The sequence below is a fragment of the uncultured Brevundimonas sp. genome (genome assembly GCF_963975535.1).
Lineage (GTDB): Bacteria > Pseudomonadota > Alphaproteobacteria > Caulobacterales > Caulobacteraceae > Brevundimonas.
This window is the reverse complement of the sequence record NZ_CAXBHE010000002.1, coordinates 357,148-376,064: the sequence shown is the minus strand read 5'-3', so window position 1 is coordinate 376,064 and position 18,917 is coordinate 357,148. Positions and strand designations below refer to the sequence as shown.

The following is an 18,917-nucleotide window of genomic DNA, read 5'->3' as shown; positions in this document are numbered from 1 at the left end:
GAGTGTGCCGTCTAGCTGAAGGCGGTGAAGATCAGGGCGACGACCGTGACGTCGAAGACGCGGGCGGCGATGGTGAGAACCGTGGACATGGCAGGCGATCCGGACAGCGGGACAGGACCCCCTGCACAGCAAGGACCGTGCCGCCGGATGTCGCCGCGTCAGACGTCGGTGCGCTTGCCCTTGCCGGCCCCCGGGCGGCGTTCATTCGGCCCCGAATATTCCGTGCCCAGATAGGTGGAGCGGGCTGCACCGAGAACCGGCGGGCCGCCCTTCAGGCCTTTGCGCTGGCCGGTCTGGCCGATCATCTGGGCCGCGAAGGCGGTTGCGCCGGGGTCGGCGGCGGGCCTGGGGGCAGGTCTTGCCGGGTTGTCTTCCGACGGGGCGGCATGATCGGCGGCCTCTCCCAGTGGCACGAGTTCGCGCGAGGTTGAGCCGGCCCGGCGTTCGGCCGCGCGTCGGTCGCGATCGCGGCGATCCTGCCGCTCGACCGGGCTGACGGGGCGAACGCCGTCCGTCATTGCGAACCCTTGTCGCCCGCCATGCGGTCGATCTGGGCCTTCATCTCATCCATCTGCCGGCGCATCTCGGTGAGCGGATCACGCGGCGGGGTGTCGGCACCGGATTCGGGCGCGGTGTCGGCTCGCGCCGCGGGGTTGCCCATGGCGAATCCCGGCCACATGGTCATGGCCTTTTCGAACAGGGCCATGTTGCGCTTGACCGCCTCGTCCATCAGCCCGGCTCCGGGGGCCGCTCCGAAGGTGCGGCTGAACTGGCTGCGCAGCTCCTCCTGCTGCCGGGAGAAGGAATCCAGCGACATTTCCAGATAGCTGGGCAGGACCCCCTGCATCTGGCCGCCGTAGAAGCCGATCAGCTGGCGCAAAAACTGGACCGGAAGCAGGGCCTCGCCGCGGCTTTCCTCCTCGAAGATGATCTGGGTCAGGATCTGCCGCGTCAGGTCGTCGTTGCTCTTGGCGTCATAGACGACGAAATCGGTGCCTTCGCGGACCATGGCCGCCAGGTCTTCAAGCGTGACATAGGCGCTGGTGGCTGTGTTGTAGAGCCGCCGGTTGGCGTACTTCTTGATGATGACGGTATCGCCGTCCTTGCCTTTTTCGCTTCCGGACTTTTTCTCGGCCACGCGTCGCACCCGCTCTTGTTGCAATGCCGCACTATCCCGCAGGGCGAGGGCTGATACCAGCCCCCTTGCGGGGGTCAGGCCGCGGGCACGAGAACCACGCCGACCAGAACAGCCGACCAGTGGACCGCGGCCCCGGCGACGACGAAGCCATGCCAGATGGCGCGGCGGAATTTCACGCGCGGGCTGATGAAGACGAAGACGCCGGCGGTGTAGATCAGTCCACCGATGACCAGCAGGGTCAGGGCTGCCGGATGGACGGTATCGATCAGCGGCTTCAGCGCCAGGACCGCCAGCCAGCCGAACAGGGCATAGACCACGCTCCAGAAGCCGTCCGAAAGGCGCGGGGCGATCAGTTTGGCGAAGACGCCGGCGAAGGCGATCAGCCAGACCCCGACGGTGAAACCGATCGCCCACGCCCCTTCGAACCTCTGGGTGGTGAAGGGCGTGTAGCTGCCGGCGATCATCAGGAAGATGGCCGCCTCGTCCAGTCGCCGCAACACGGGTCGGGCAGCGCAGGGGCTGGCCTGGTTGTAGATGGTCGAGGCCGTCAGCATGGCGATCAGGCACAGGGCGTAGACGGCGGTCGAGACCGATGTGCCGACCCCGGCATAGAGGGCCGCCAGGACCGCGAGAACAACGCCGCCGGCCGCAGCCAAGACCAGGCCGATGATGTGGACCCAGCGGTCCGCCAGCTTCTCGCCGCGGGTCTGGTAGTGTTCGATCATGTCCAGCTCGTCGGGGGTACAGAGCCGGGTCGCCAGTTTTTTCAGTCTCATCCGCATGGTTTTCTAACCAGATCAGTCTGCTTCTTGTTCCCGGTCATCATGCGGAAACAGAATGACTATCCGCTGAACGCCACGGGCGTGGGTGACGAAGGCCGCGGAATGCGGCAGAAACGCCACGCAACAATTTTGCCCCGGAGTTTCCCATGTCTGACGCCCGTCCCGATGTCGTGATCGTGTCCGCCGCCCGCACGCCGGTCGGGTCGTTTCTCGGAGCCCTGTCGAGCCTGCCGGCGTCGAGGCTGGGCGAAATCGCCATCCGCGGGGCGCTGGACCAGGCGGGCGTGGCGGCGGCGGACGTCGACGAGGTGATCCTGGGTCATGTGCTGCAGGCTGCGGCCGGACAGGGGCCGGCGCGGCAGGCGGCGATGGGGGCCGGGGTGCCGCAGGAGTCGCCCGCCTGGAGCCTGAACCAGATCTGCGGGTCCGGTCTGCGGGCTGTGGCCCTGGCCTATCAGCAGATCGCCCTGGGCGATGCCCGCATCGTCGTCGCCGGGGGGCAGGAGAGCATGAGCCAGGCCCCGCATGCGGCCCATCTGCGCAATGGCCAGAAGATGGGCGACCTGGCCTTTACCGACACGATGATCAAGGACGGGCTGTGGGACGCCTTCAACGGCTATCACATGGGCCAGACCGCCGAGAACATCGCCGACCAGAACCAGATCGATCGCGCGGCCCAGGACGCATTCGCCGTGGCCAGCCAGAACAAGGCCGAGGCCGCGCAGAAGGCGGGTCGCTTCGCTGACGAGATTGTTCCGGTCACCATCCCCGGCCGCAAGGGCGACGTGGTCGTCGACCAGGATGAATACATCCGCCACGGCGCGACGATCGAGGCGATGGCGAAGCTGCGACCGGCCTTTGCCAAGGAGGGATCGGTCACCGCCGCCAATGCCTCGGGCCTGAACGACGGGGCCGCGGCCCTGGTGCTGATGAGTGGCGACGAGGCCCGCAGGCGCGGCCTGGAGCCGCTGGCGCGCATCGTGTCCTGGGCCAGTGCCGGGGTCGATCCGGCGATCATGGGTACCGGCCCGATCCCGGCCTCGCGCAAGGCGCTGGACAAGGCCGGCTGGACCGTCGCCGATCTGGATCTGGTCGAATCCAACGAGGCTTTCGCCGCCCAGAGCCTGTGCGTGCTGAAGACGCTGGGTCTCGATCCGGACAAGGTCAACGTCAATGGCGGGGCGATCGCCATCGGCCATCCGATCGGCGCGTCCGGGGCCCGCATTCTGACCACCCTGCTGCATGAAATGAAGCGGCGCGACGCGAGGAAGGGTCTGGCGACCCTGTGCATCGGCGGCGGCATGGGCGTGGCCCTGTGCGTTGAGCGGGACTGAGTCTGGACGAAGACCGGTCTTGAGCCCCGCGCCGCCACCGGCCCGACTTCGCGAATTGGGCGGAAGGGGCTAAGGCGACGCGATGACGACAGACATTCTCCATGGCCGCCCCCCGCTGGTGTTCGATCCGCCGGGGGCTGCGATCCAGACCTCGCCCCTGATCCCCGGCTCGACCGCGCTGGAAAGCTTCGCGCCGGAGTCCGTGGATTCGGCCATGCTCTATGCTCCGCCGGGGGTGCTGGAGCGACGCTATCTGCTGGCCCTGGCCCTGCGGGCGCTGAAGGTTGGCGGGCGGCTGGATGTGATGGCCGCCAAGGACAAGGGCGGGTCCCGGCTGAACAAGGAGCTGAGGGCGTTCGGCGTCGAGGTCGCCGAGAGCTCCAAGGCGCACCACCGCCGCTGCGTGGTGATCCGGCCCGGGACCCTGACCGGGATCGACGACGCCATCACCGCGGGCGCACCGCGGCAGGTCGAGGGGCTGGAGGCCTGGTCGCAACCGGGAATCTTCGCCTGGGATCGGGTCGATGCGGGCACCGCCTTGTTGGCCGAACACCTGCCGCCGATGAAGGGTACCGGCGTGGACCTGGGCTGCGGCTACGGGGCCCTGGCCACCGTGGTGCTGCGGTCAGAGGCCGTGACCGGCCTGAAACTGGTCGATCTGGACCGTCGGGCGATCAAGGCGGCGCAGAAGAACGTCGTCGATCCGCGCGTGAGCTTCGACTGGATCGACGCTCGCAATCTGGAGGCGACCGGGGACCTCGACTTTGTGGTCAGCAATCCGCCGTTCCACGATGGCGGAACCGAGGACAAGCGGCTGGGCCAGGCCTTCATCCAGAAGGCCGCCGCCCTGCTGCACAAGGGCGGGGTGGCCTGGATCGTGGCCAACCGGCACCTGCCCTATGAGGCCGAGCTGAACGCTGCCTTCAAACGGGTGACGATGGTTGCCGACCGCGGCGGCTACAAGCTGTTCGAGGCGGTGAAGTGAAGACCCCCGCCTCGGGCTCAAGTAGCGCGAAGCGCGTTAGCCCACCAACAAGCCGCGTCGACAAGCTGCTGGGCGGGATGGGCTACGGCTCGCGCAGCGAGATGGCGCGGCTGGGCAAGGCCGGGGGCATTGTGCTGGACGGGGTCGATCTGGTCGATGTGTCGAAACGCATCCCGGTGACCCGTGACCTGCCGCAGCGGATGATGATCGACGGTCGTCCGGTCGACCCACCGCCAGGGGTGGTGCTGCTGCTGAACAAACCGCTGGGCATGACCTGTTCGCGCAAGGAGGAGGGGGCGCTGGTCTATGACGTGCTGCCCGCGCGCTGGCGGCATCGCGATCCGGCCATCTCGACCATCGGGCGGCTGGACAAACAGACCTCGGGCCTGCTGCTGCTGACCGATGACGGCGACCTGCTGCACCGGGTGATCTCGCCGCGCCGCCATGTGGCCAAGGTCTATCACGCGACCCTGGCGCGGCCGCTGGCCGGGACGGAACAGGCGCTGTTCGCCGCCGGGGGGCTGGTGCTGGAGGGCGAGGACAAGCCCTTGGCCCCGGCCGAGCTGGAGGTGCTGTCGCCGACCGAGGCGCGGCTGACGGTGACGGAAGGCCGCTATCACATGGTGCGGCGCATGTTCGCCGCCGCCGGCAACCACGTCGAGGCCCTGCACCGCGAACGCCTGGGCGGCCTGACCCTGCCCGACGACCTGGCCCCCGGTGAGTGGCGGTTGCTGGACGAGGCCGAGGTCGAGCAGATCTTCGCCTGACTGGACGATAGCCATCGGGGTGGCTATCTTGTCGGGATGAGTACCTACACCGTCGCCCAGGCCCGGGACAATCTGTCGAAGCTGATCGCTGCGGCCGAGCGTGGCGAAGACGTGAGAATCGCTCGGAACGGACAACCCGCTGTGCGGATGATCAGTGATGCGCCGAAGGGAACCGTCATCGATGTGGCCGATCTGAAACGGCGACGGATCGTTCCCGAGAAAGGCCCGACGGATATCCTTCAGATACTGGAGGAAATGCGCCAGGAACGGCCGTGGTAAACGCCTATCTCGATGCCAGCGTCCTGTATTCCATCCTGATCGCTGACGCCCATTCCGAGCGGGTCAGGGACTGGCTGTTGGGTGAACCGGTCCTGACCTTCAGCCTGTGGACCCTGACCGAAACCTCGTCGGCCCTGTCCCACGCCCAGAGAACCGGCCGGATCACGGCCGGAGAACGCCGGCGGGCGGAGGTGGAAATGGACAGACTGCTTAACCCCTCGCGGCCGGACACGGTCGTCGGGCCTGACGATTTCCTTCAGGCGCGCCGTCTGCTTGAACGTCATGAGGCCCTGCGCGCACCCGATGCCCTGCATCTGGCCATCGTCGAGCGGGAGGCCTGGACCCTGGCCACCCTGGACCGTCGCCTGGCCGAGGCGGCGGTCAGTCAAGGCGTGGCGCTGGCCCTGCCATGACCCTCGCCAAGATCTGTGGCCTGACCACGCCCGAGACGCTGGACGCGGCGCTGGATGGTGGGGCCGCCTTTGTCGGGGCGGTGATGTTTCCGAAAAGCCCCCGTCATCTGGAGCCGCTGCATGCGGCGACCCTGTTCGACCGGGCCCGGGGGCGGGCGAAGGTGGTGGCCGTGACGGTCGATGCCGACGATGCGCGACTGACCGAGATCGCCCTGATCCTGAAACCCGACCTGATTCAGCTGCACGGTCGCGAGACGCCCGAGCGGGCGGCACGGGTGCGCGAGCTGACCGGGGCCGGGGTCATCCGGGCCCTGGCGGTGTCCACCGCCGCCGACATCGCGGCGGCAGCGGCGTGGGAGCCGGTGGTCGACCATCTGATGTTCGATGCCCGCCCGCCGCAGGGTTCGGACCTGCCCGGCGGGGTCGGGGCCAGCTTCGACTGGTCGTTGCTGGCCGGACGGGCGTTCCAGAAGCCGTGGTTCCTGGCCGGAGGGCTGACCCCGGACAATGTGGCGCGGGCGCTGGCCGTGACACGGGCCCCCATGGTCGATGTGTCCTCTGGTGTGGAAAGCGCGCCCGGTGTTAAGGACACCGACCGGATCAAGGCCTTCCTCAAGGCAGTGTGACGCCCCATTTCCGACGCCTCCCCGCGAGAGAAACGCCTGTGAACGCCATCCTGCCCAATGCCTATGCCCTGCCTGACGCCGAGGGGCGCTTCGGTCCCTACGGGGGCCGGTTCGTGGCCGAGACCCTGATGCCGCTGGTGCATGAGCTGACGGACGCCTATGCGGCGGCCCAGGCCGATCCGAGCTTTCAGGCCGAACTGGACGGTTTCCTGACCCACTATGTCGGTCGGCCCAGCCCCCTGTATCTGGCCGAGCGGCTGAGCGCCCACTACGGCGACGCCAATATCTGGTTCAAGCGCGACGAGCTGAATCACACCGGCGCGCACAAGATCAACAACTGTATGGGCCAGATCCTGCTGGCGATGCGGATGGGCAAGACGCGGATCATCGCCGAGACCGGTGCCGGTCAGCACGGCGTGGCCACGGCCACCGTCTGCGCCCGCTTCGGCCTGAAATGCGTGGTCTATATGGGCGCGACCGACGTGCAGCGGCAGTCGCCCAACGTCTTCCGCATGAAGCTGCTGGGGGCCGAGGTGGTGCCGGTGACCAGCGGCCGGGCGACGCTCAAGGACGCGATGAACGAGGCGATGCGCGACTGGGTCACCAATGTCGAGGACACCTACTATCTGATCGGCACGGCGGCGGGTCCGCACCCCTATCCGGCCATGGTGCGCGACTTCCAGTCGGTGATCGGCAAGGAAACAAAAGTCCAGATGCAGGCGCGGCGCGGCAAACTGCCGGACGCCTGTGTCGCGGCCATCGGCGGCGGATCGAACGCCATCGGCCTGTTCCACCCCTTCATCGACGACGCGAGCGTGCGGCTGATCGGGATCGAGGCGGCCGGGCGCGGGCTGGACGGACCCGACCATGCGGCCAGTTTGCAGGGCGGGCGACCGGGCGTGCTGCACGGCAACCGCACCTATCTGCTGCAGGACGATGACGGCCAGATCCTCGAGGGCCATTCGATCTCGGCCGGGCTCGACTATCCCGGCATCGGGCCGGAACACGCCTGGCTGAAGGACATCGGCCGCGCCGAATATCGCGCCACCACCGATGTCGAGGCGCTGGAGGCCTTCCAGCTGTGCTCGAGGCTGGAGGGGATCATTCCGGCGCTGGAGCCCAGCCACGCCCTGGCCCGGGTCGGCGAGATCGCGGCCGAGGTCGGCAAGGGGGGCGATGTGGTGGTGAATCTGTGCGGCCGCGGCGACAAAGACATCTTTGCCGTGGCGGAACATCTGGGCGTAGAGCTCTAGGGCTCGGGGAGTTTGAACATGAAACATGTCATCGCAATCACGGCCCTCGTGTCACTGACCCTGGCCGGCCCGGTCCTGGCCCAGGCCCAGGGGCAGCCGGCGGCGGACACGCCGGTCCTGGCCGGGGCCACCCTGGCCCCCGAATGCGGCAATCTGTACGCCCTCGCCGGCAAGGCCTTCTGTGTCAGCGCGCCGCTGGCGGGCGTGGGCACGCTGGCCGATGCCTATGTCGCCCATTTCGAGGGTCAGGGCTGGCTGGCCGCGGGCGGCGACAGCAACCGGGTGGTGCTGGTCAAGCGGCGCGACAGTGGTGGCTGCGACGGCATCCAGATGATCGCCTTCTATGACACGACGCGACCGGCCGGACCGACCTCGACCGGTTATCTGGGCTTCGCCACCATCCCGGGCGACGTCTGCACAGCGGCGGCCGCGGTGCCGGCGGCGCAATGACCACAGCTCGTATCGACGCCCGTTTCGCGGCACTGAAGGCCGCGGGCCGGGCCGGGTTCGTGACCTATGTGATGGCCGGTGATCCGACGCCGGACGCGGCGCTGGAGATCCTGCGCGGCCTGCCGGCGGCCGGGGCCGACCTGATCGAACTGGGCATCCCGTTTTCCGATCCGATGGCCGAGGGGCCACCGATCCAGAAGGCCGCGATCCGCGCGCTGAAGGCCGGGCTGACGCTGAAGGGGACGCTGGACCTGGCGCGGGCCTTTCGTGACGGCGACGCCGATACGCCGCTGATCCTGATGGGCTATCTGAATCCGCTCGAGAGCTATGGCTATGATGCCTTTGCCCGCGACGCGGCGGCCAGCGGGGTCGACGGCGTGATCGTGGTCGACTGCCCGCCGGAAGAGGCCGATCCGCTGTCGGACGCGCTGGATGCCCACAAGGTGGCGCTGATCCGGCTGGCGACGCCGACCTCGGACGATGCGCGGCTGAAGATCATCGCCCGGCGCACCTCGGGCTTCGTCTATTACGTCTCCGTGGCCGGGGTGACCGGGGTCAAGGAGGCCCAGGCCCTGTCGGTGGCCCCGGCGGTCGCGCGGGTACGCAAGGCCTCGGGCCTGCCGGTGGCGGTCGGCTTCGGCGTGCGCACGCCGGAACGGGCGGCCGAGATCGCCCGCGTCGCCGACGCGGTGGTGGTCGGCTCGGCGCTGGTCGACGAGGTCGCCGCGGCCCTGGAGGCCGGAGCGTCCGCGCCGGAGCGGGTGCTGGCCCGGGTCAGGGCCCTGTCCGATGCGGTCAGGGCTGCACGCGTGACGGAAACCGTCTAGAGACACGTTCATGGCCGACAAGAACACGCCCCCGACCAAGACCCCGCCCGAACGCCGTGGCGGCTGGCTCTCGCGCTTCGCCCCCGGCGTCCGCAAGATCGTCAGCCGGCGCGACACGCCCGATGGCCTCTGGGTCAAGGACCCCGACACCGGCGAGATGCTGTATCGGCCGGACCTGGAGGCCGCCCTGTGGGTGACCCCGTCCGGCCGCCATATGCGGATCGGCGCGAGCAAGCGGCTGGGCTATACCTTCGATGACGGCGACTATGAGAAGATCAGCAGTCCCGAGGTCGAGGAAGACCCGCTGAAATTCAGCGACGGCAAGCCGTATCGCGAGCGGCTGGCCGCGGCGCGCAAGGCCGTGGGTACGCGCGACGTGATGTCGATCGGCTATGGCGAGATCGACGGCACACCGGCCGTGGCCATTGTGCAGGACTTCGCCTTCATGGGCGGATCGCTGGGTATGGCCGCCGGCGAGGGCTTCATCGCCGCCGCCCAGGCCGCAGTCGCGCGCCAGGTGCCGATGGTCTGTTTCACCGCGGCGGGCGGGGCCCGGATGCAGGAGGGCGCGCTGAGCCTGATGCAGATGGCGCGCACCACCCTGGCGGTGCAGGAGCTGAAGGCGGCGCAGCTGCCCTTCGTCGTGGTCCTGACCGACCCGACCACCGGCGGGGTCACGGCCAGCTATGCGATGCTGGGCGATGTGCACCTGGCCGAGCCGGGAGCCCTGATCGGCTTCGCGGGGCCGCGCGTGATCGAGGCCACCATCCGCGAGAAACTGCCGCCGGGCTTCCAGCGCGCTGAATACCTGGAACAGAAGGGCATGGTCGACCGGGTGGTCACCCGCGCCGATCTGCCGAAGACCCTGGGCCAGGTCCTGTCGATGCTGATGGACGGCAAGCGCCGGGCCGCCTAGGCCCGGGTCATGGATCCGATCTCGGCCCGGTTGCTGGCCCGACATCCCCAGAAGATCGACCTGTCTCTGGACCGGATGCGAGCCCTGTGTGCCGCGCTGGGCGACCCGCAGGACGCCCTGCCGCCGGTGATCCACATCGCCGGGACCAACGGCAAGGGCTCGACCGCCGCCCTGCTGCGCGCCATGGCCGAGGCGGCGGGGCTGCGGGTGCATGTCTATACGTCGCCACATCTGGTGCGGTTCAACGAACGCATCCGCCTGGCCGGCACCCTGATCGACGACGCCGCCCTGAATGCGGCCCTGGACCGGGTCGAGGCCGCCGGCGAGGCGCGCGGCGTCGGGGCCACGGTGTTCGAGGCGACCACGGCCGCGGCCCTTGTCGCCATGGCGGAGGTGCCCGCCGATCTGGCCATCATCGAGGTCGGGCTGGGCGGGTCACTGGACGCGACCAATGTCATCGACCGGCCGTTGCTGAGCGTGATCACCCCGATCGCGCTGGATCATGCGGAATTTCTCGGCACCGATCTGGCGGGCATCGCCGGGGAGAAGGCCGGAATTCTGAAGCCCGGAGCGCGGGGGCTGGTGGCGCGCCAGTCCGAAGCGGTGATGGCGGTGATCGCGGCCCGGGCGGCGGCGGTCCTGGCCCCGTTGACGGTGATGGGCCGTGATTTCGACGCCTGGGCCGACCGCGGCGGCCTGTCGTACCAGGACGAAGAGCGGTTTCTCGACCTGCCGGCCCCGGCCCTGGCGGGGGCGCACCAGATCGACAACGCCGGACTGGCCGTGGCCGTGGCTCTGGAACTGGACCTGCCCGAGGCCGCGCTCGCCGAGGGTTTGCGCACGGCGCACTGGCCGGCGCGGATGCAGCGGATAACGACCGGCCCCTATGGCGAGACGGCGCGCTCGGCCGACGCCGAGTTGTGGCTGGACGGAGGGCACAATCCCCATGCGGCGCAGGCCCTGGCCGGGACCCTGGCGGCGCGGCAGGCGCGCGCGCCCCGGCCGCTGGCCCTGATCGTCGGCATGCTGGCCAACAAGGATTCGGGCGGCTTCTTCGAGGCGCTGAAGGACAGCGGCGCGGCGGTGTTCACCGTCGGCTTCGACGGGGCGGCCGCCGAGCCCGAGGCCCTGGCAGCGGTGGCGCGCGGGCATGGACTGGGCGCGCAACCGGCGGGATCGGTCAGCGGGGCGCTGGATCTGGCGCTAAGACTGGGGGCCGGACGGGTGGTGATCTGCGGCTCGCTCTACCTCGCGGGCGAGGTGCTGGGCGCGAGCCGCGAGACCTGGCCCATTTAGCATGGGGCCGATCGCGCTTCGCGCTACTTGAGGCCGTTGGCCGGACCAGCCTGCCCGGTGGCCCCTCCGCGCGGGAGGGGCCCTGGGACGTCAGGCGGTGATGCCGGCTTCGGCCAGCCATTCGACGATCTTGCCCTTGGGCATGGCCCCGACCTTCATCGAGGCCATCTGGCCGTCGCGGAACAGCATCAGGGTCGGGATACCCTTCACGCCCAGCTTGGACGGGATCATCGGCGAATCATCGATATTGACCTTGGCGATCACGACCTTGCCCGCCAGTTCGTCGGCGATCTGTTCCAGGGCCGGGCCGATCTGCTTGCAGGGGCCGCACCATTCAGCCCAGAAATCGACGAGCACGGGGACCGACGACTTGAGGACGTCGGCGTCGAAGCTGGCGTCGGTGACCTTGACGGTGGCCATGGGGAAAATCTCCTGCTGCGCCGGGAATGGCGCGGGGTTGGGGCGGGATCGGAATGATCGACCGTTGCCGCAGATGTGGGGCGATTCCCGCTGAAATCAACGCCCCGCGGCCAGGGCTGTCTCCATCAGGGCCTGGGGCACGGGCATCAGTCGCGGTCCGTCGGTCCAGACCAGGGCGGCCTCGACCGCCCGGTCCGGGTACAGGCGCTTCAGCACGGCGACATAGACGGCCAGCTGCAGCACATAGGCCGGGTCGGCGTTCTCGATCCGGTCGGGGGCCGGGCGGTTGGTCTTGTAGTCGACCACAAGGACGCGCTCGGGCGTAATGACCAGCCGGTCGATCCGGCCGGAGATGGACACGCCCGGCGGCAGGCCGGGGGCCCAGCCGGTCAGGGCCACCTCGGCGCGGGAGCCGGTACCGAACACCGGGGCGAAGCGGGGATCATCCAGCACCGTGAAGGCGGCGTCGATCATGTCGGCGCGCTGGGCCGCGTCGAGATCGGGCTCGCGCGCCAGCATGCGCACGGCGGCGTCGCGGCGGGCCGCCGGGTCGATCTCCGGCAGTCGCTCCAGCAGCCGGTGGATCAGGTCGCCGCGGCGGAACCGGCCGAGCGGCGCACCCGGCCCGGCGGCGGTGGCCAGCGGTGAGGGGGCGGGGCTGTGATCAAGCATCTCGAGCCGTGACGGCACCAGGGGGCGGTCAGTGTCTTCGCGCACCGGCTCGGCCGTCAGCCAGGCGGGCGGTGACGCAGCGGCGGGGGTGGCAACGGCCGGACGGGCCAGCAGGGTCGGGTCCGCGCCGAAACGGCGGGCGCGGCCCGACGCCGTCTCGATGTTCCGCACACCGTCCAGCCCGCCAAAGGCGTCGAACACCGGACCCCACCAGGCGCGGGCATTCTCGATCTTGCGGTTCGAGGCGATCCGGCCCCCGATGATCAGCCGGTCGCGCGCGCGGGTCAGGCCGACATAGAGCAGCCGCAGCGACTCCTCCTCGTTGCGGGTCTTGCGGGCTTCGCGGGCGAGGGCGGAGGCGTCACAGTCGCGTTCGGACGCCCCGCACCACAGGAAGTCCCCGTCGGCCGTCTCCAGCAGCGGGTCGCCCTTGGGTTCGGCGAAAATGGTATCGGGCAGGATGACGATGGGAGCCTCCAGCCCCTTGGAGGAGTGGGCGGTCATGACCCGGACCTCGCCGCGCGGTTCGTCCATTTCGCGTTTAACGGTCTGGTCGATGGCTGCCAGGCTGGCGCAAAACCGTTCGAGGTCGGTGACGCCGCGCCCCTCGGCGGCCCGTGCCTGATCGAGGAAGGCGTCCAGGGCGTCGGCGGCCTCGCCGCCCAGCCGCGTCATGAAGCGCTGGCGCACGGTCAGGCCGCGCGCGTCGCGGCGGTTGAGCAGCCGGGCGTAGAGGTCGAACGGCGTGCGCAGCTTCGCCTCGGCGCGGAACCAGCGGATCAGGATGCGGGCCGCCGTCCATTCCGGCCGTTCGTCGGCGCGGGCCTTCAGTGTCCGCCACAGGCTGCCGTTTCGGCCCTGGGCCAGATCGAACAGGCCCTGCTCGTCGACATCGCACAGGGGGCTGCGCAACAGGCCCGCCAGGGTCAGGTCGTCCTCGGGATAGAGGGCGGCGCGGCCGAGGGCCAGGAGGTCCTCGAACACCGGATGTTCGGCCAGCTTCAGCCGGTCGGCACCGGCGACGGGAATGCCCGAGCGTTTCAGGGCGCGCAGGACTTCCTCGAACATCGGGCCGCGCTTCTTGACCAGGATCAGCACATCGCCCCAGTCGGCGGGCCGCCAGGCGGTGCGGTCCTCCGGATTCTTGGCATGGACGCCCTGTCCGGAACCTACAATGTCACGGACCTCAGCCACGATGCGTTCGGCCACCCGGCGGCGCGCGCCCTGACCGGCACCGGCGTCGAGTGGATCGTCCCAGGCGCGGCGATCGTCGGCGGGCTCGTCCTTCTCTTCCGGCCACAGGTCGACGGTACCGGGACCGTCGGTGCGTCCGGCCGTGTGCTGGACAACGACATCGACCCGGTCGCCGACCTCGCCCCGGCCAGGGCTGAGCGCGCGCGCATGGTCGGGTGTGCCGAACACCGTGTCGACGAAGGTCAACACCTCGGGTGTCGAGCGCCAGGATTGCAGCAGGTCGACGGTCTCGAAGGAGCGTCCGGCGGCCTCGGCCAGCCGGCGATAGGTCTGGCTTTCGGCCAGCAGCCGTTCCGGCGCGGCACCCTGGAAGGAGAAGATCGACTGCTTCTCGTCGCCGACGACGAAGACGGTGCGTTCGCGTCCATCCTCGCGCGCGCCGGCCCCCGCGAAGAACTCCTCGGTCAGGGCGCGGGCGATGGCCCATTGTTCGGGCGAGGTGTCCTGGGCCTCGTCGATGAGCAGGTGATCGACACCGCCGTCCAGCTTGTACAGAACCCAGGCCGCCCCCGGGCCGTCGGTCAGCAGGGCGCGGGCCCGAACGATCAGGTCGGCGAAATCGAGGGCCCCCGTCGCAGTCTTCGCCGCCGCATAGGCCTGGGCATAGGTCCCGGCCAGGGTCAGGGCATGAACGGTCTCGGTCGCGACGCGGGCGGCGCGCAGGCGCTCGGCCGCCGCGACCACCCGGTCCTGCTGTTCCACCAGCCAGTCGCACAGGCCGGGCTCGGCTTTGGCGGCGGCGCTTTTGGTGCACCAGGTCGCGGGGGCACCCTTTCCGGTCAGGAGGATGGCTTGAAGGGATTCGAACCGGCCCTCGCCGTCGCGGGAGGCCTCGACGAAGGCGCGGATCTGGCGCGCCCGATCCTTGTCCCCGGCGGACTTGGCGCGGTCCAGGGCGTCGGCGGCCCACAGCCAGCGAGCCGCGTCGATCGCGGCCGGGTCAGCGGCCTCGATTTCGAGCGTCTCGATGTCGGCCTCGGTGGCATCCCCGAAGCCGACCGAACGGGCGACGAAGTCGGCCAGACCATCCTCGCTCTCGGCGTGTTCGACGTAGGCGGCGAGGGCCGCGCGTTTGGCCTCGAATACGCCGAACATTGCCTCAAAGGCCTCGTGATGCAGGGACTCGCTCATTGCGGCATAGGCGTCGGACAGGGCGGGGTATTTCTCGCTCAACGAGGCACGGGCTACAGCCTCGCGGGCGACGGCCGACACGGCGGCGGCCTCGGCGTCATCGATGACCCTGAAGCCGGGCGAGACCCCGGCCTCGATCGGGAACCGGCGCAGCAGCTGTTCGCAGAAAGCGTGGATGGTCTGGATCTTCAGCCCGCCGGGGGTTTCCAGCGCGCGGGCGAACAGGGCGCGGGCGCGGGACAGGCCGGCGCGATCATAGGCGTCGGAGGACCGGGCCTCCAGCTTGCCGAGATCGGCGCGCAAGTCTTCATCGGTGGCCACGGCCCAGGCCCCGAGGCGCTGGTACAGACGGCGCTGCATCTCGGCCGCCGCCGCCTTGGTGAAGGTCAGGCACAGGATGGCGTCGGGCCTGGACCCGTCCAGCAGCAGGCGTGCAACCCGGTCAACCAGGGTCGTGGTCTTGCCCGAACCGGCGTTGGCCATGACGAAGGCGTTGATGGCGGGATCAGCCGCACGGGCCTGGGCGGTGGTCATTCCGGACCCTCGGCTTCATCGGCCACCGACCATTCCCGCACCCGGGCGAGGTGGTCGTAGTCGGAGAAGGCGCGCTGGGCGTACTGGGGCGCTGCCCGTGAGACGTAGGCCTGATCGGCGCGTTCATAGGTCGCGATCAGACGATTGAGCCCCGCCAGCGCGTCATCGACGGTGACCGAAATGGGCTGGGGGTCCTTTTTCTGGGCATCACCGCTGCGGTCGACCTCGGTCGCGGGCGGACGGCGTCCCGTTACCGTGACATAGAGCAACCGCTCCGGCTCTGGTGTGCCCAGACCCGGGAAACCGCCCGAGCGGGCGATGGCCGCGGTCAGGGACAGCTGGGGCGAGAAGCCGGTGTGGACCTGCTTCCAGCTCGGGGCGGCACCGGTCTTGAAATCCATCACCGTCAGCCGGCCATCGTGCAGTTCCAGCCGGTCGGCGCGGGCACTGAGGCGGAACGGTTCACGCGGGGCGTCGAACTCCATGACACCGCGCTGCTCGATCAGGATGGCGGCCCCGTCGGCCCGCCGTTGCGTCTCGAAACCGACCGCCCAGCCGGCGACATTGCGAGCAAGGACGACCTCGCGGGCGAGGGCGGCGTCGGGCATGCCGCCGTCGCGCAGCTGATCCAGATAAAGGTCGACGAAGGTGGCCTCGGCGGTGGCGGGGTCCAGCGTCGGCCAGGCCTCGGCGAACTGTTCCAGCGCCGCATGGATGGCGGTGCCGCGCAGCCGGGCGTCGACCCGTTCGTCGGGCCGGGCCAGGGCCTCCAGCCCGAGGATGAAGCGGGCATAGGTGGCATAGGGGTCGCGCACCCATTCCTCGATCCGCGTCACCGACAGGCGGCGTGGGCGCAGGTGCACGGGCGGGGTGGGGGCCGGACGCGGCGCGGGCAGGAGGGTCGGGGGCGGCGCGCTGTCGGCCGCGTCGAGGGCGCGGGCCATGGCCAGGATGTCGGCACGGCCGGGCAGGGCACGGCCGGCCCCACCGACCAGGGTCTCCAGCCGCCAGAGCCAGCGGGATTTGACGGAGGGCTGACCCCCGCGCCGTTCCGTGTGCAGCAGGATGACCTCGGACGCGCAGGCCGACTGGGCAAAGTCGTGGGCGGACAGGCCGATGCGGCGCTCGGGCGGCGGCAGTCCCAGGGCCTTGCGCATCGGCCGCGACAGGAAGGGATCGATCGGCGCGCCACGTGGCCAGACGCCTTCCTCCATCCCGGCCAGGATCATCCGGTCGGCCCGGGCCAGCCGTGCCTCGATGGCCCCGAGAATGAACAGGCGCGGATGCGCGGCACCGCCGGTGCGCACCACTTCGGAAGCCAGCATGCCGGAGATCAGACGGGCAAAGTCCGCGCCCGACAGCGGTTGCAGCCCGGCACCGTCGGCGATCAGGCCGGACAGCATGCGCGCCGCCGCCTCGCCTTCGGCCCCGCGCCAGGCACCATCCGTGGCCCCGGTCTCGTCGCGGCTCAGTCGTTCGATCGCCTGCACCATGGCTGTCGTCGCAGCGTCGACCGTCACCGGGCCCGCCGCGAACAGATCCAGCCATGGGTCCAGCGCTGTGCGCAACGGCGTCAGCAGGGACTCGCCCTCGTCGACCTGGGCCAGCCAGGCGTCAGTGCGGGGGCGTTCGAACCGGGGCAGGCGGGCGCGGTCCAGCTGGCGTTGCACGGCGGTCCAGTCGGCAGGACGGGGCCCGCGCAGGCCAAGCAGTTCCAGCATGCGGGCCCGACGGGCCAGGGTGCGGTCGTCGAGTCCGAGATGGACCACCGGATGTTTGAGCAGGGCCAGCAAGCTCGCCCCGCTGAACGGCTCTCCGACGAGATCCGCCATCAGCGCCAGCAGGACACCGACCGGCGTGATCGACAGGGGCGAACCGGCCGAGGAGTCGGCTTCCAGCCCCCAGCGCGAGAGCCGGGCCTGGACGCGGCGGGCGAACAGGGGGTCGGGGGTGACCAGGGCGGTGGTCTTGCCCGGCGTCTCAAGGGCCTCGCGCATCAGCACGGCGGCGACGGCGGCCGCCTCTTCCTCGGCGCGCGCCGGGATCAGGGTCAGGCCATCAAGGCCCTCAATGATCGGGTCGCCCGGCTCGCGGGCCATGGCGTCGATGGTGTCGCGCCAGTCGGCGGTGGCCTTGGGCGGAGTCAGGGCCTCGGCGATCAGGCGGCGACGCGCCGACGCCGAGGGGATCTCGGAGCCAGCCCAGACCGATACCCGCTCACGGGCGATGTCGTGTCGTTCCAGCAGCCGCTTCAGGGCCCCCTGGGGGTGCTGTTCATCCACCGCGTTCCAAGCGTCGATCGAAAGGTCGAGGTCCAGTCCGGGCAGGACGACGCACCCTTGTGGCGCGCGCGCGGCGGCACCGATGACCGCCGCAGCAGCCGGTGCCGTGCCGGTCGAGCCGGCCACGATGAGGGGCGTGGTCGGGGGACGGGCGTCCCAGGTTTCGGCGAGTCGTCGCAACAGGGCGGTGCGGCGCGCGGCGGGATCCATCAGGCCCAGTTCGGCCAGGCGGATCGGCCACCGGTCCACGGCGATGGCCAGGAAGGCAGCGGATTCGAGCCAGTGCTGGGCCAGATCGGCCCCGGCGAGACTGGCGACGAGGCCGAGGTCGGGCACTTCCTCGATCTGGCAGGAGTCGAGAAAGGCCCCGAGAGCGTCGGCCATTTCCAGCGCATGTAGAGGCGAGGTCGCGGCGCGGGGGTCGTGGGCCGCGACCAGACGCGCCATCTCGAACCGCCGGGCCAGGGGGCTGATGGCCGGGGGCAGGTCCAGACCCAGTTCGCCGGGGGCGAAGGGGGCCTCGTCCTCTTCCAGATCGCCGAGCGGACGGACCTGGGGCAGCAGGACGGGGCGGTCGCCGCCGAGCCGCGACAGGGCGGCGGTAAAGGCCCGGGCGGCGCGGCGGTTGGGCAGCAGCAGGGTGGCGTCGGACAGGGTCTCGGGCGGCTGGTCGCCCAGCCAGGCCAGCACCCCGGCGGCGAGATCGTCGAGAAAGGGGCGGTGCGCGGGGATCGCGTACCAGCGGGGGGCCGACCCGGAAAACGGGTCAAAGGTAGAGGTCAACGTCGATGTTGTAGAGGTCATGGAGCTCTGCTTGGCCGATGCGCGGCGGCACCCTGTTTGAGGCGCGCGATCATCATGCCGCTCCAGCCAGTTTCGCCTCGGCGGCGTCGCGGGCCTGCGGGTCGCCGACATGCATCCAGTCGCCGTCCAGCACGCAGCCGTACAGACGACCGGCGGCGGCCGAGGCGCGCCACAGGGGGCTGAGCGAAAAGGGGCCGTCGGGGCCGGCGTCGGCATAGTCGGGCCGGGTGATGTGCACACCCATATAGGCGAAGGGGGCCGCAGCCGCGTCGCCGCGGAAGGACAGTTGACCGTCATCCCCGAGGAAGAAGTCGCCATTGCCCTCGAAGCCGATCGATCCCTCGCGCCGGGCCAGCAGCAGGACGGCGTCCATCCGTTCCGGATCCCACAGCCGGGCCAGGTCGCCGAGGGCGTCGCCGTGGTCGGTCCAGACACTGTCGATATTGGCGACGTACACGGGATCGGGCCCGAGCAGGGCGGCGGCCTTCTTCAGCCCGCCGCCGGTCTCCAGCAATTCGGCGCGCTCGTCGGAGATGACGATCGCCGGGCCACCACAGCGCGCCGCCAGATGGGCCTCCAGCCGGTCGGCGAACCAGTGCACATTGACCACGGCGCGGGCGACCCCGGCCTCGGCCAGCCGGTCCAGCACGTGATCGATCAGGGCCCGCCCGGCCAGCTCGACCAGGGCCTTGGGCCGGTCGTCGGTCAGGGGGCGCATACGGGTGCCGAGGCCGGCGGCGAGCACCATGGCGGT

The 18,917-nt window shown here is 70.1% G+C and carries 18 protein-coding genes; 11 read left to right on the top strand and 7 right to left on the bottom strand.

Features of this window, described 5'->3' with window-relative positions:
- Nucleotides 1-158: 158 nt before the first annotated feature.
- The 3 genes from AACZ75_RS04135 to AACZ75_RS04125 all read right to left on the bottom strand — a co-directional run bounded on the left by AACZ75_RS04135 (nt 159) and on the right by AACZ75_RS04125 (nt 1,914).
- Nucleotides 159-518, bottom strand: a complete 360-nt coding sequence (locus AACZ75_RS04135; RefSeq protein WP_339871412.1) for a hypothetical protein — start codon at nt 516-518, stop codon at nt 159-161.
- Nucleotides 515-1,138 (bottom strand): polyhydroxyalkanoate synthesis repressor PhaR, encoded by a 624-nt coding sequence (gene phaR, locus AACZ75_RS04130; protein ID WP_339871411.1) that lies wholly within the window; start codon nt 1,136-1,138, stop codon nt 515-517. Before phaR ends, AACZ75_RS04135 begins: the two co-directional genes overlap by 4 nt.
- A 74-nt stretch (nt 1,139-1,212) precedes the next feature.
- Nucleotides 1,213-1,914, bottom strand: a complete 702-nt coding sequence (locus AACZ75_RS04125; RefSeq protein WP_339871409.1) for a hemolysin III family protein — start codon at nt 1,912-1,914, stop codon at nt 1,213-1,215.
- 152 nt (nt 1,915-2,066) lie between these two features.
- On the opposite strand from AACZ75_RS04125, the gene AACZ75_RS04120 reads away from it, so the two are divergent.
- The 11 genes from AACZ75_RS04120 (at nt 2,067) to AACZ75_RS04070 (ending at nt 11,066) form a co-directional block, all read left to right on the top strand.
- Nucleotides 2,067-3,254, top strand: a complete 1,188-nt coding sequence (locus AACZ75_RS04120; protein WP_339871407.1) for an acetyl-CoA C-acetyltransferase — start codon at nt 2,067-2,069, stop codon at nt 3,252-3,254.
- Nucleotides 3,255-3,336: 82 nt separating this feature from the next.
- Entirely contained in the window at nt 3,337-4,239 is a 903-nt protein-coding gene (locus tag AACZ75_RS04115) for a methyltransferase (RefSeq protein WP_339871406.1), read from the top strand.
- Between the two features lie 77 nt (nt 4,240-4,316).
- The gene (locus AACZ75_RS04110) at nt 4,317-5,006 is read left to right on the top strand and encodes a pseudouridine synthase (protein ID WP_339871450.1); all 690 of its coding nucleotides are present in this window, start codon (nt 4,317-4,319) and stop codon (nt 5,004-5,006) included.
- Between the two features lie 36 nt (nt 5,007-5,042).
- Nucleotides 5,043-5,285 carry a type II toxin-antitoxin system prevent-host-death family antitoxin gene (locus AACZ75_RS04105; RefSeq protein WP_339871405.1) on the top strand — a complete coding sequence of 81 codons (243 nt, stop codon included), beginning with the start codon at nt 5,043-5,045 and terminating at the stop codon, nt 5,283-5,285.
- Nucleotides 5,279-5,698 (top strand): type II toxin-antitoxin system VapC family toxin, encoded by a 420-nt coding sequence (locus tag AACZ75_RS04100; protein ID WP_339871404.1) that lies wholly within the window; start codon nt 5,279-5,281, stop codon nt 5,696-5,698. Before AACZ75_RS04105 ends, AACZ75_RS04100 begins: the two co-directional genes overlap by 7 nt.
- Nucleotides 5,695-6,324, top strand: a complete 630-nt coding sequence (locus tag AACZ75_RS04095; protein WP_339871403.1) for a phosphoribosylanthranilate isomerase — start codon at nt 5,695-5,697, stop codon at nt 6,322-6,324. The genes AACZ75_RS04100 and AACZ75_RS04095 overlap by 4 nt, the downstream gene beginning before the upstream one ends.
- A 38-nt stretch (nt 6,325-6,362) precedes the next feature.
- Nucleotides 6,363-7,577 carry a tryptophan synthase subunit beta gene (trpB, locus tag AACZ75_RS04090; protein WP_339871402.1) on the top strand — a complete coding sequence of 405 codons (1,215 nt, stop codon included), beginning with the start codon at nt 6,363-6,365 and terminating at the stop codon, nt 7,575-7,577.
- Between the two features lie 18 nt (nt 7,578-7,595).
- A complete protein-coding gene (locus AACZ75_RS04085) occupies nt 7,596-8,027 on the top strand; it encodes a hypothetical protein (RefSeq protein ID WP_339871401.1) in 432 nt (143 codons plus the stop codon).
- Entirely contained in the window at nt 8,024-8,854 is an 831-nt protein-coding gene (gene trpA, locus AACZ75_RS04080; RefSeq protein WP_339871400.1) for a tryptophan synthase subunit alpha, read from the top strand. The genes AACZ75_RS04085 and trpA overlap by 4 nt, the downstream gene beginning before the upstream one ends.
- Nucleotides 8,855-8,864: 10 nt before the next feature.
- The gene (locus tag AACZ75_RS04075) at nt 8,865-9,770 is read left to right on the top strand and encodes an acetyl-CoA carboxylase carboxyltransferase subunit beta (RefSeq protein ID WP_339871399.1); all 906 of its coding nucleotides are present in this window, start codon (nt 8,865-8,867) and stop codon (nt 9,768-9,770) included.
- 9 nt (nt 9,771-9,779) lie between these two features.
- Complete coding sequence (locus AACZ75_RS04070; protein WP_339871397.1) at nt 9,780-11,066, top strand: folylpolyglutamate synthase/dihydrofolate synthase family protein; 1,287 nt, start codon at nt 9,780-9,782, stop codon at nt 11,064-11,066.
- A gap of 90 nt (nt 11,067-11,156) precedes the next feature.
- Here the strand turns inward: AACZ75_RS04070 and trxA are convergent, their stop codons facing one another.
- The 4 genes from trxA to murU form a co-directional block, all read right to left on the bottom strand.
- Nucleotides 11,157-11,486, bottom strand: a complete 330-nt coding sequence (gene trxA / locus AACZ75_RS04065) for a thioredoxin (protein WP_339871396.1) — start codon at nt 11,484-11,486, stop codon at nt 11,157-11,159.
- A 96-nt stretch (nt 11,487-11,582) separates the two neighbouring features.
- Nucleotides 11,583-15,077, bottom strand: a complete 3,495-nt coding sequence (gene addA / locus AACZ75_RS04060) for a double-strand break repair helicase AddA (RefSeq protein WP_339871394.1) — start codon at nt 15,075-15,077, stop codon at nt 11,583-11,585.
- Complete coding sequence (gene addB / locus AACZ75_RS04055) at nt 15,074-18,163, bottom strand: double-strand break repair protein AddB (RefSeq protein WP_339871392.1); 3,090 nt, start codon at nt 18,161-18,163, stop codon at nt 15,074-15,076. Before addB ends, addA begins: the two co-directional genes overlap by 4 nt.
- 52 nt (nt 18,164-18,215) lie before the next feature.
- Complete coding sequence (gene murU, locus AACZ75_RS04050; protein ID WP_339871449.1) at nt 18,216-18,911, bottom strand: N-acetylmuramate alpha-1-phosphate uridylyltransferase MurU; 696 nt, start codon at nt 18,909-18,911, stop codon at nt 18,216-18,218.
- Nucleotides 18,912-18,917 lie beyond the last annotated feature (6 nt).

Excerpts from the sequence above, each read along its gene's own strand:
- AACZ75_RS04135 (WP_339871412.1), bottom strand. The coding sequence starts at position 518 with ATGACGGACGGCGTTCGCCCCGTCAGCCCGGTCGAGCGGCAGGATCGC.
- AACZ75_RS04125 (WP_339871409.1), bottom strand. The coding sequence starts at position 1,914 with ATGAGACTGAAAAAACTGGCGACCCGGCTCTGTACCCCCGACGAGCTG.
- AACZ75_RS04120 (WP_339871407.1), top strand. The coding sequence starts at position 2,067 with ATGTCTGACGCCCGTCCCGATGTCGTGATCGTGTCCGCCGCCCGCACG.
- AACZ75_RS04115 (WP_339871406.1), top strand. The coding sequence starts at position 3,337 with ATGACGACAGACATTCTCCATGGCCGCCCCCCGCTGGTGTTCGATCCG.
- AACZ75_RS04110 (WP_339871450.1), top strand. The coding sequence starts at position 4,317 with ATGGGCTACGGCTCGCGCAGCGAGATGGCGCGGCTGGGCAAGGCCGGG.
- AACZ75_RS04105 (WP_339871405.1), top strand. The coding sequence starts at position 5,043 with ATGAGTACCTACACCGTCGCCCAGGCCCGGGACAATCTGTCGAAGCTG.
- AACZ75_RS04095 (WP_339871403.1), top strand. The coding sequence starts at position 5,695 with ATGACCCTCGCCAAGATCTGTGGCCTGACCACGCCCGAGACGCTGGAC.
- AACZ75_RS04085 (WP_339871401.1), top strand. The coding sequence starts at position 7,596 with ATGAAACATGTCATCGCAATCACGGCCCTCGTGTCACTGACCCTGGCC.
- trpA (WP_339871400.1), top strand. The coding sequence starts at position 8,024 with ATGACCACAGCTCGTATCGACGCCCGTTTCGCGGCACTGAAGGCCGCG.
- AACZ75_RS04075 (WP_339871399.1), top strand. The coding sequence starts at position 8,865 with ATGGCCGACAAGAACACGCCCCCGACCAAGACCCCGCCCGAACGCCGT.
- AACZ75_RS04070 (WP_339871397.1), top strand. The coding sequence starts at position 9,780 with ATGGATCCGATCTCGGCCCGGTTGCTGGCCCGACATCCCCAGAAGATC.
- trxA (WP_339871396.1), bottom strand. The coding sequence starts at position 11,486 with ATGGCCACCGTCAAGGTCACCGACGCCAGCTTCGACGCCGACGTCCTC.
- addA (WP_339871394.1), bottom strand. The coding sequence starts at position 15,077 with ATGACCACCGCCCAGGCCCGTGCGGCTGATCCCGCCATCAACGCCTTC.
- addB (WP_339871392.1), bottom strand. The coding sequence starts at position 18,163 with ATGACCTCTACAACATCGACGTTGACCTCTACCTTTGACCCGTTTTCC.
- murU (WP_339871449.1), bottom strand. The coding sequence starts at position 18,911 with ATGGTGCTCGCCGCCGGCCTCGGCACCCGTATGCGCCCCCTGACCGAC.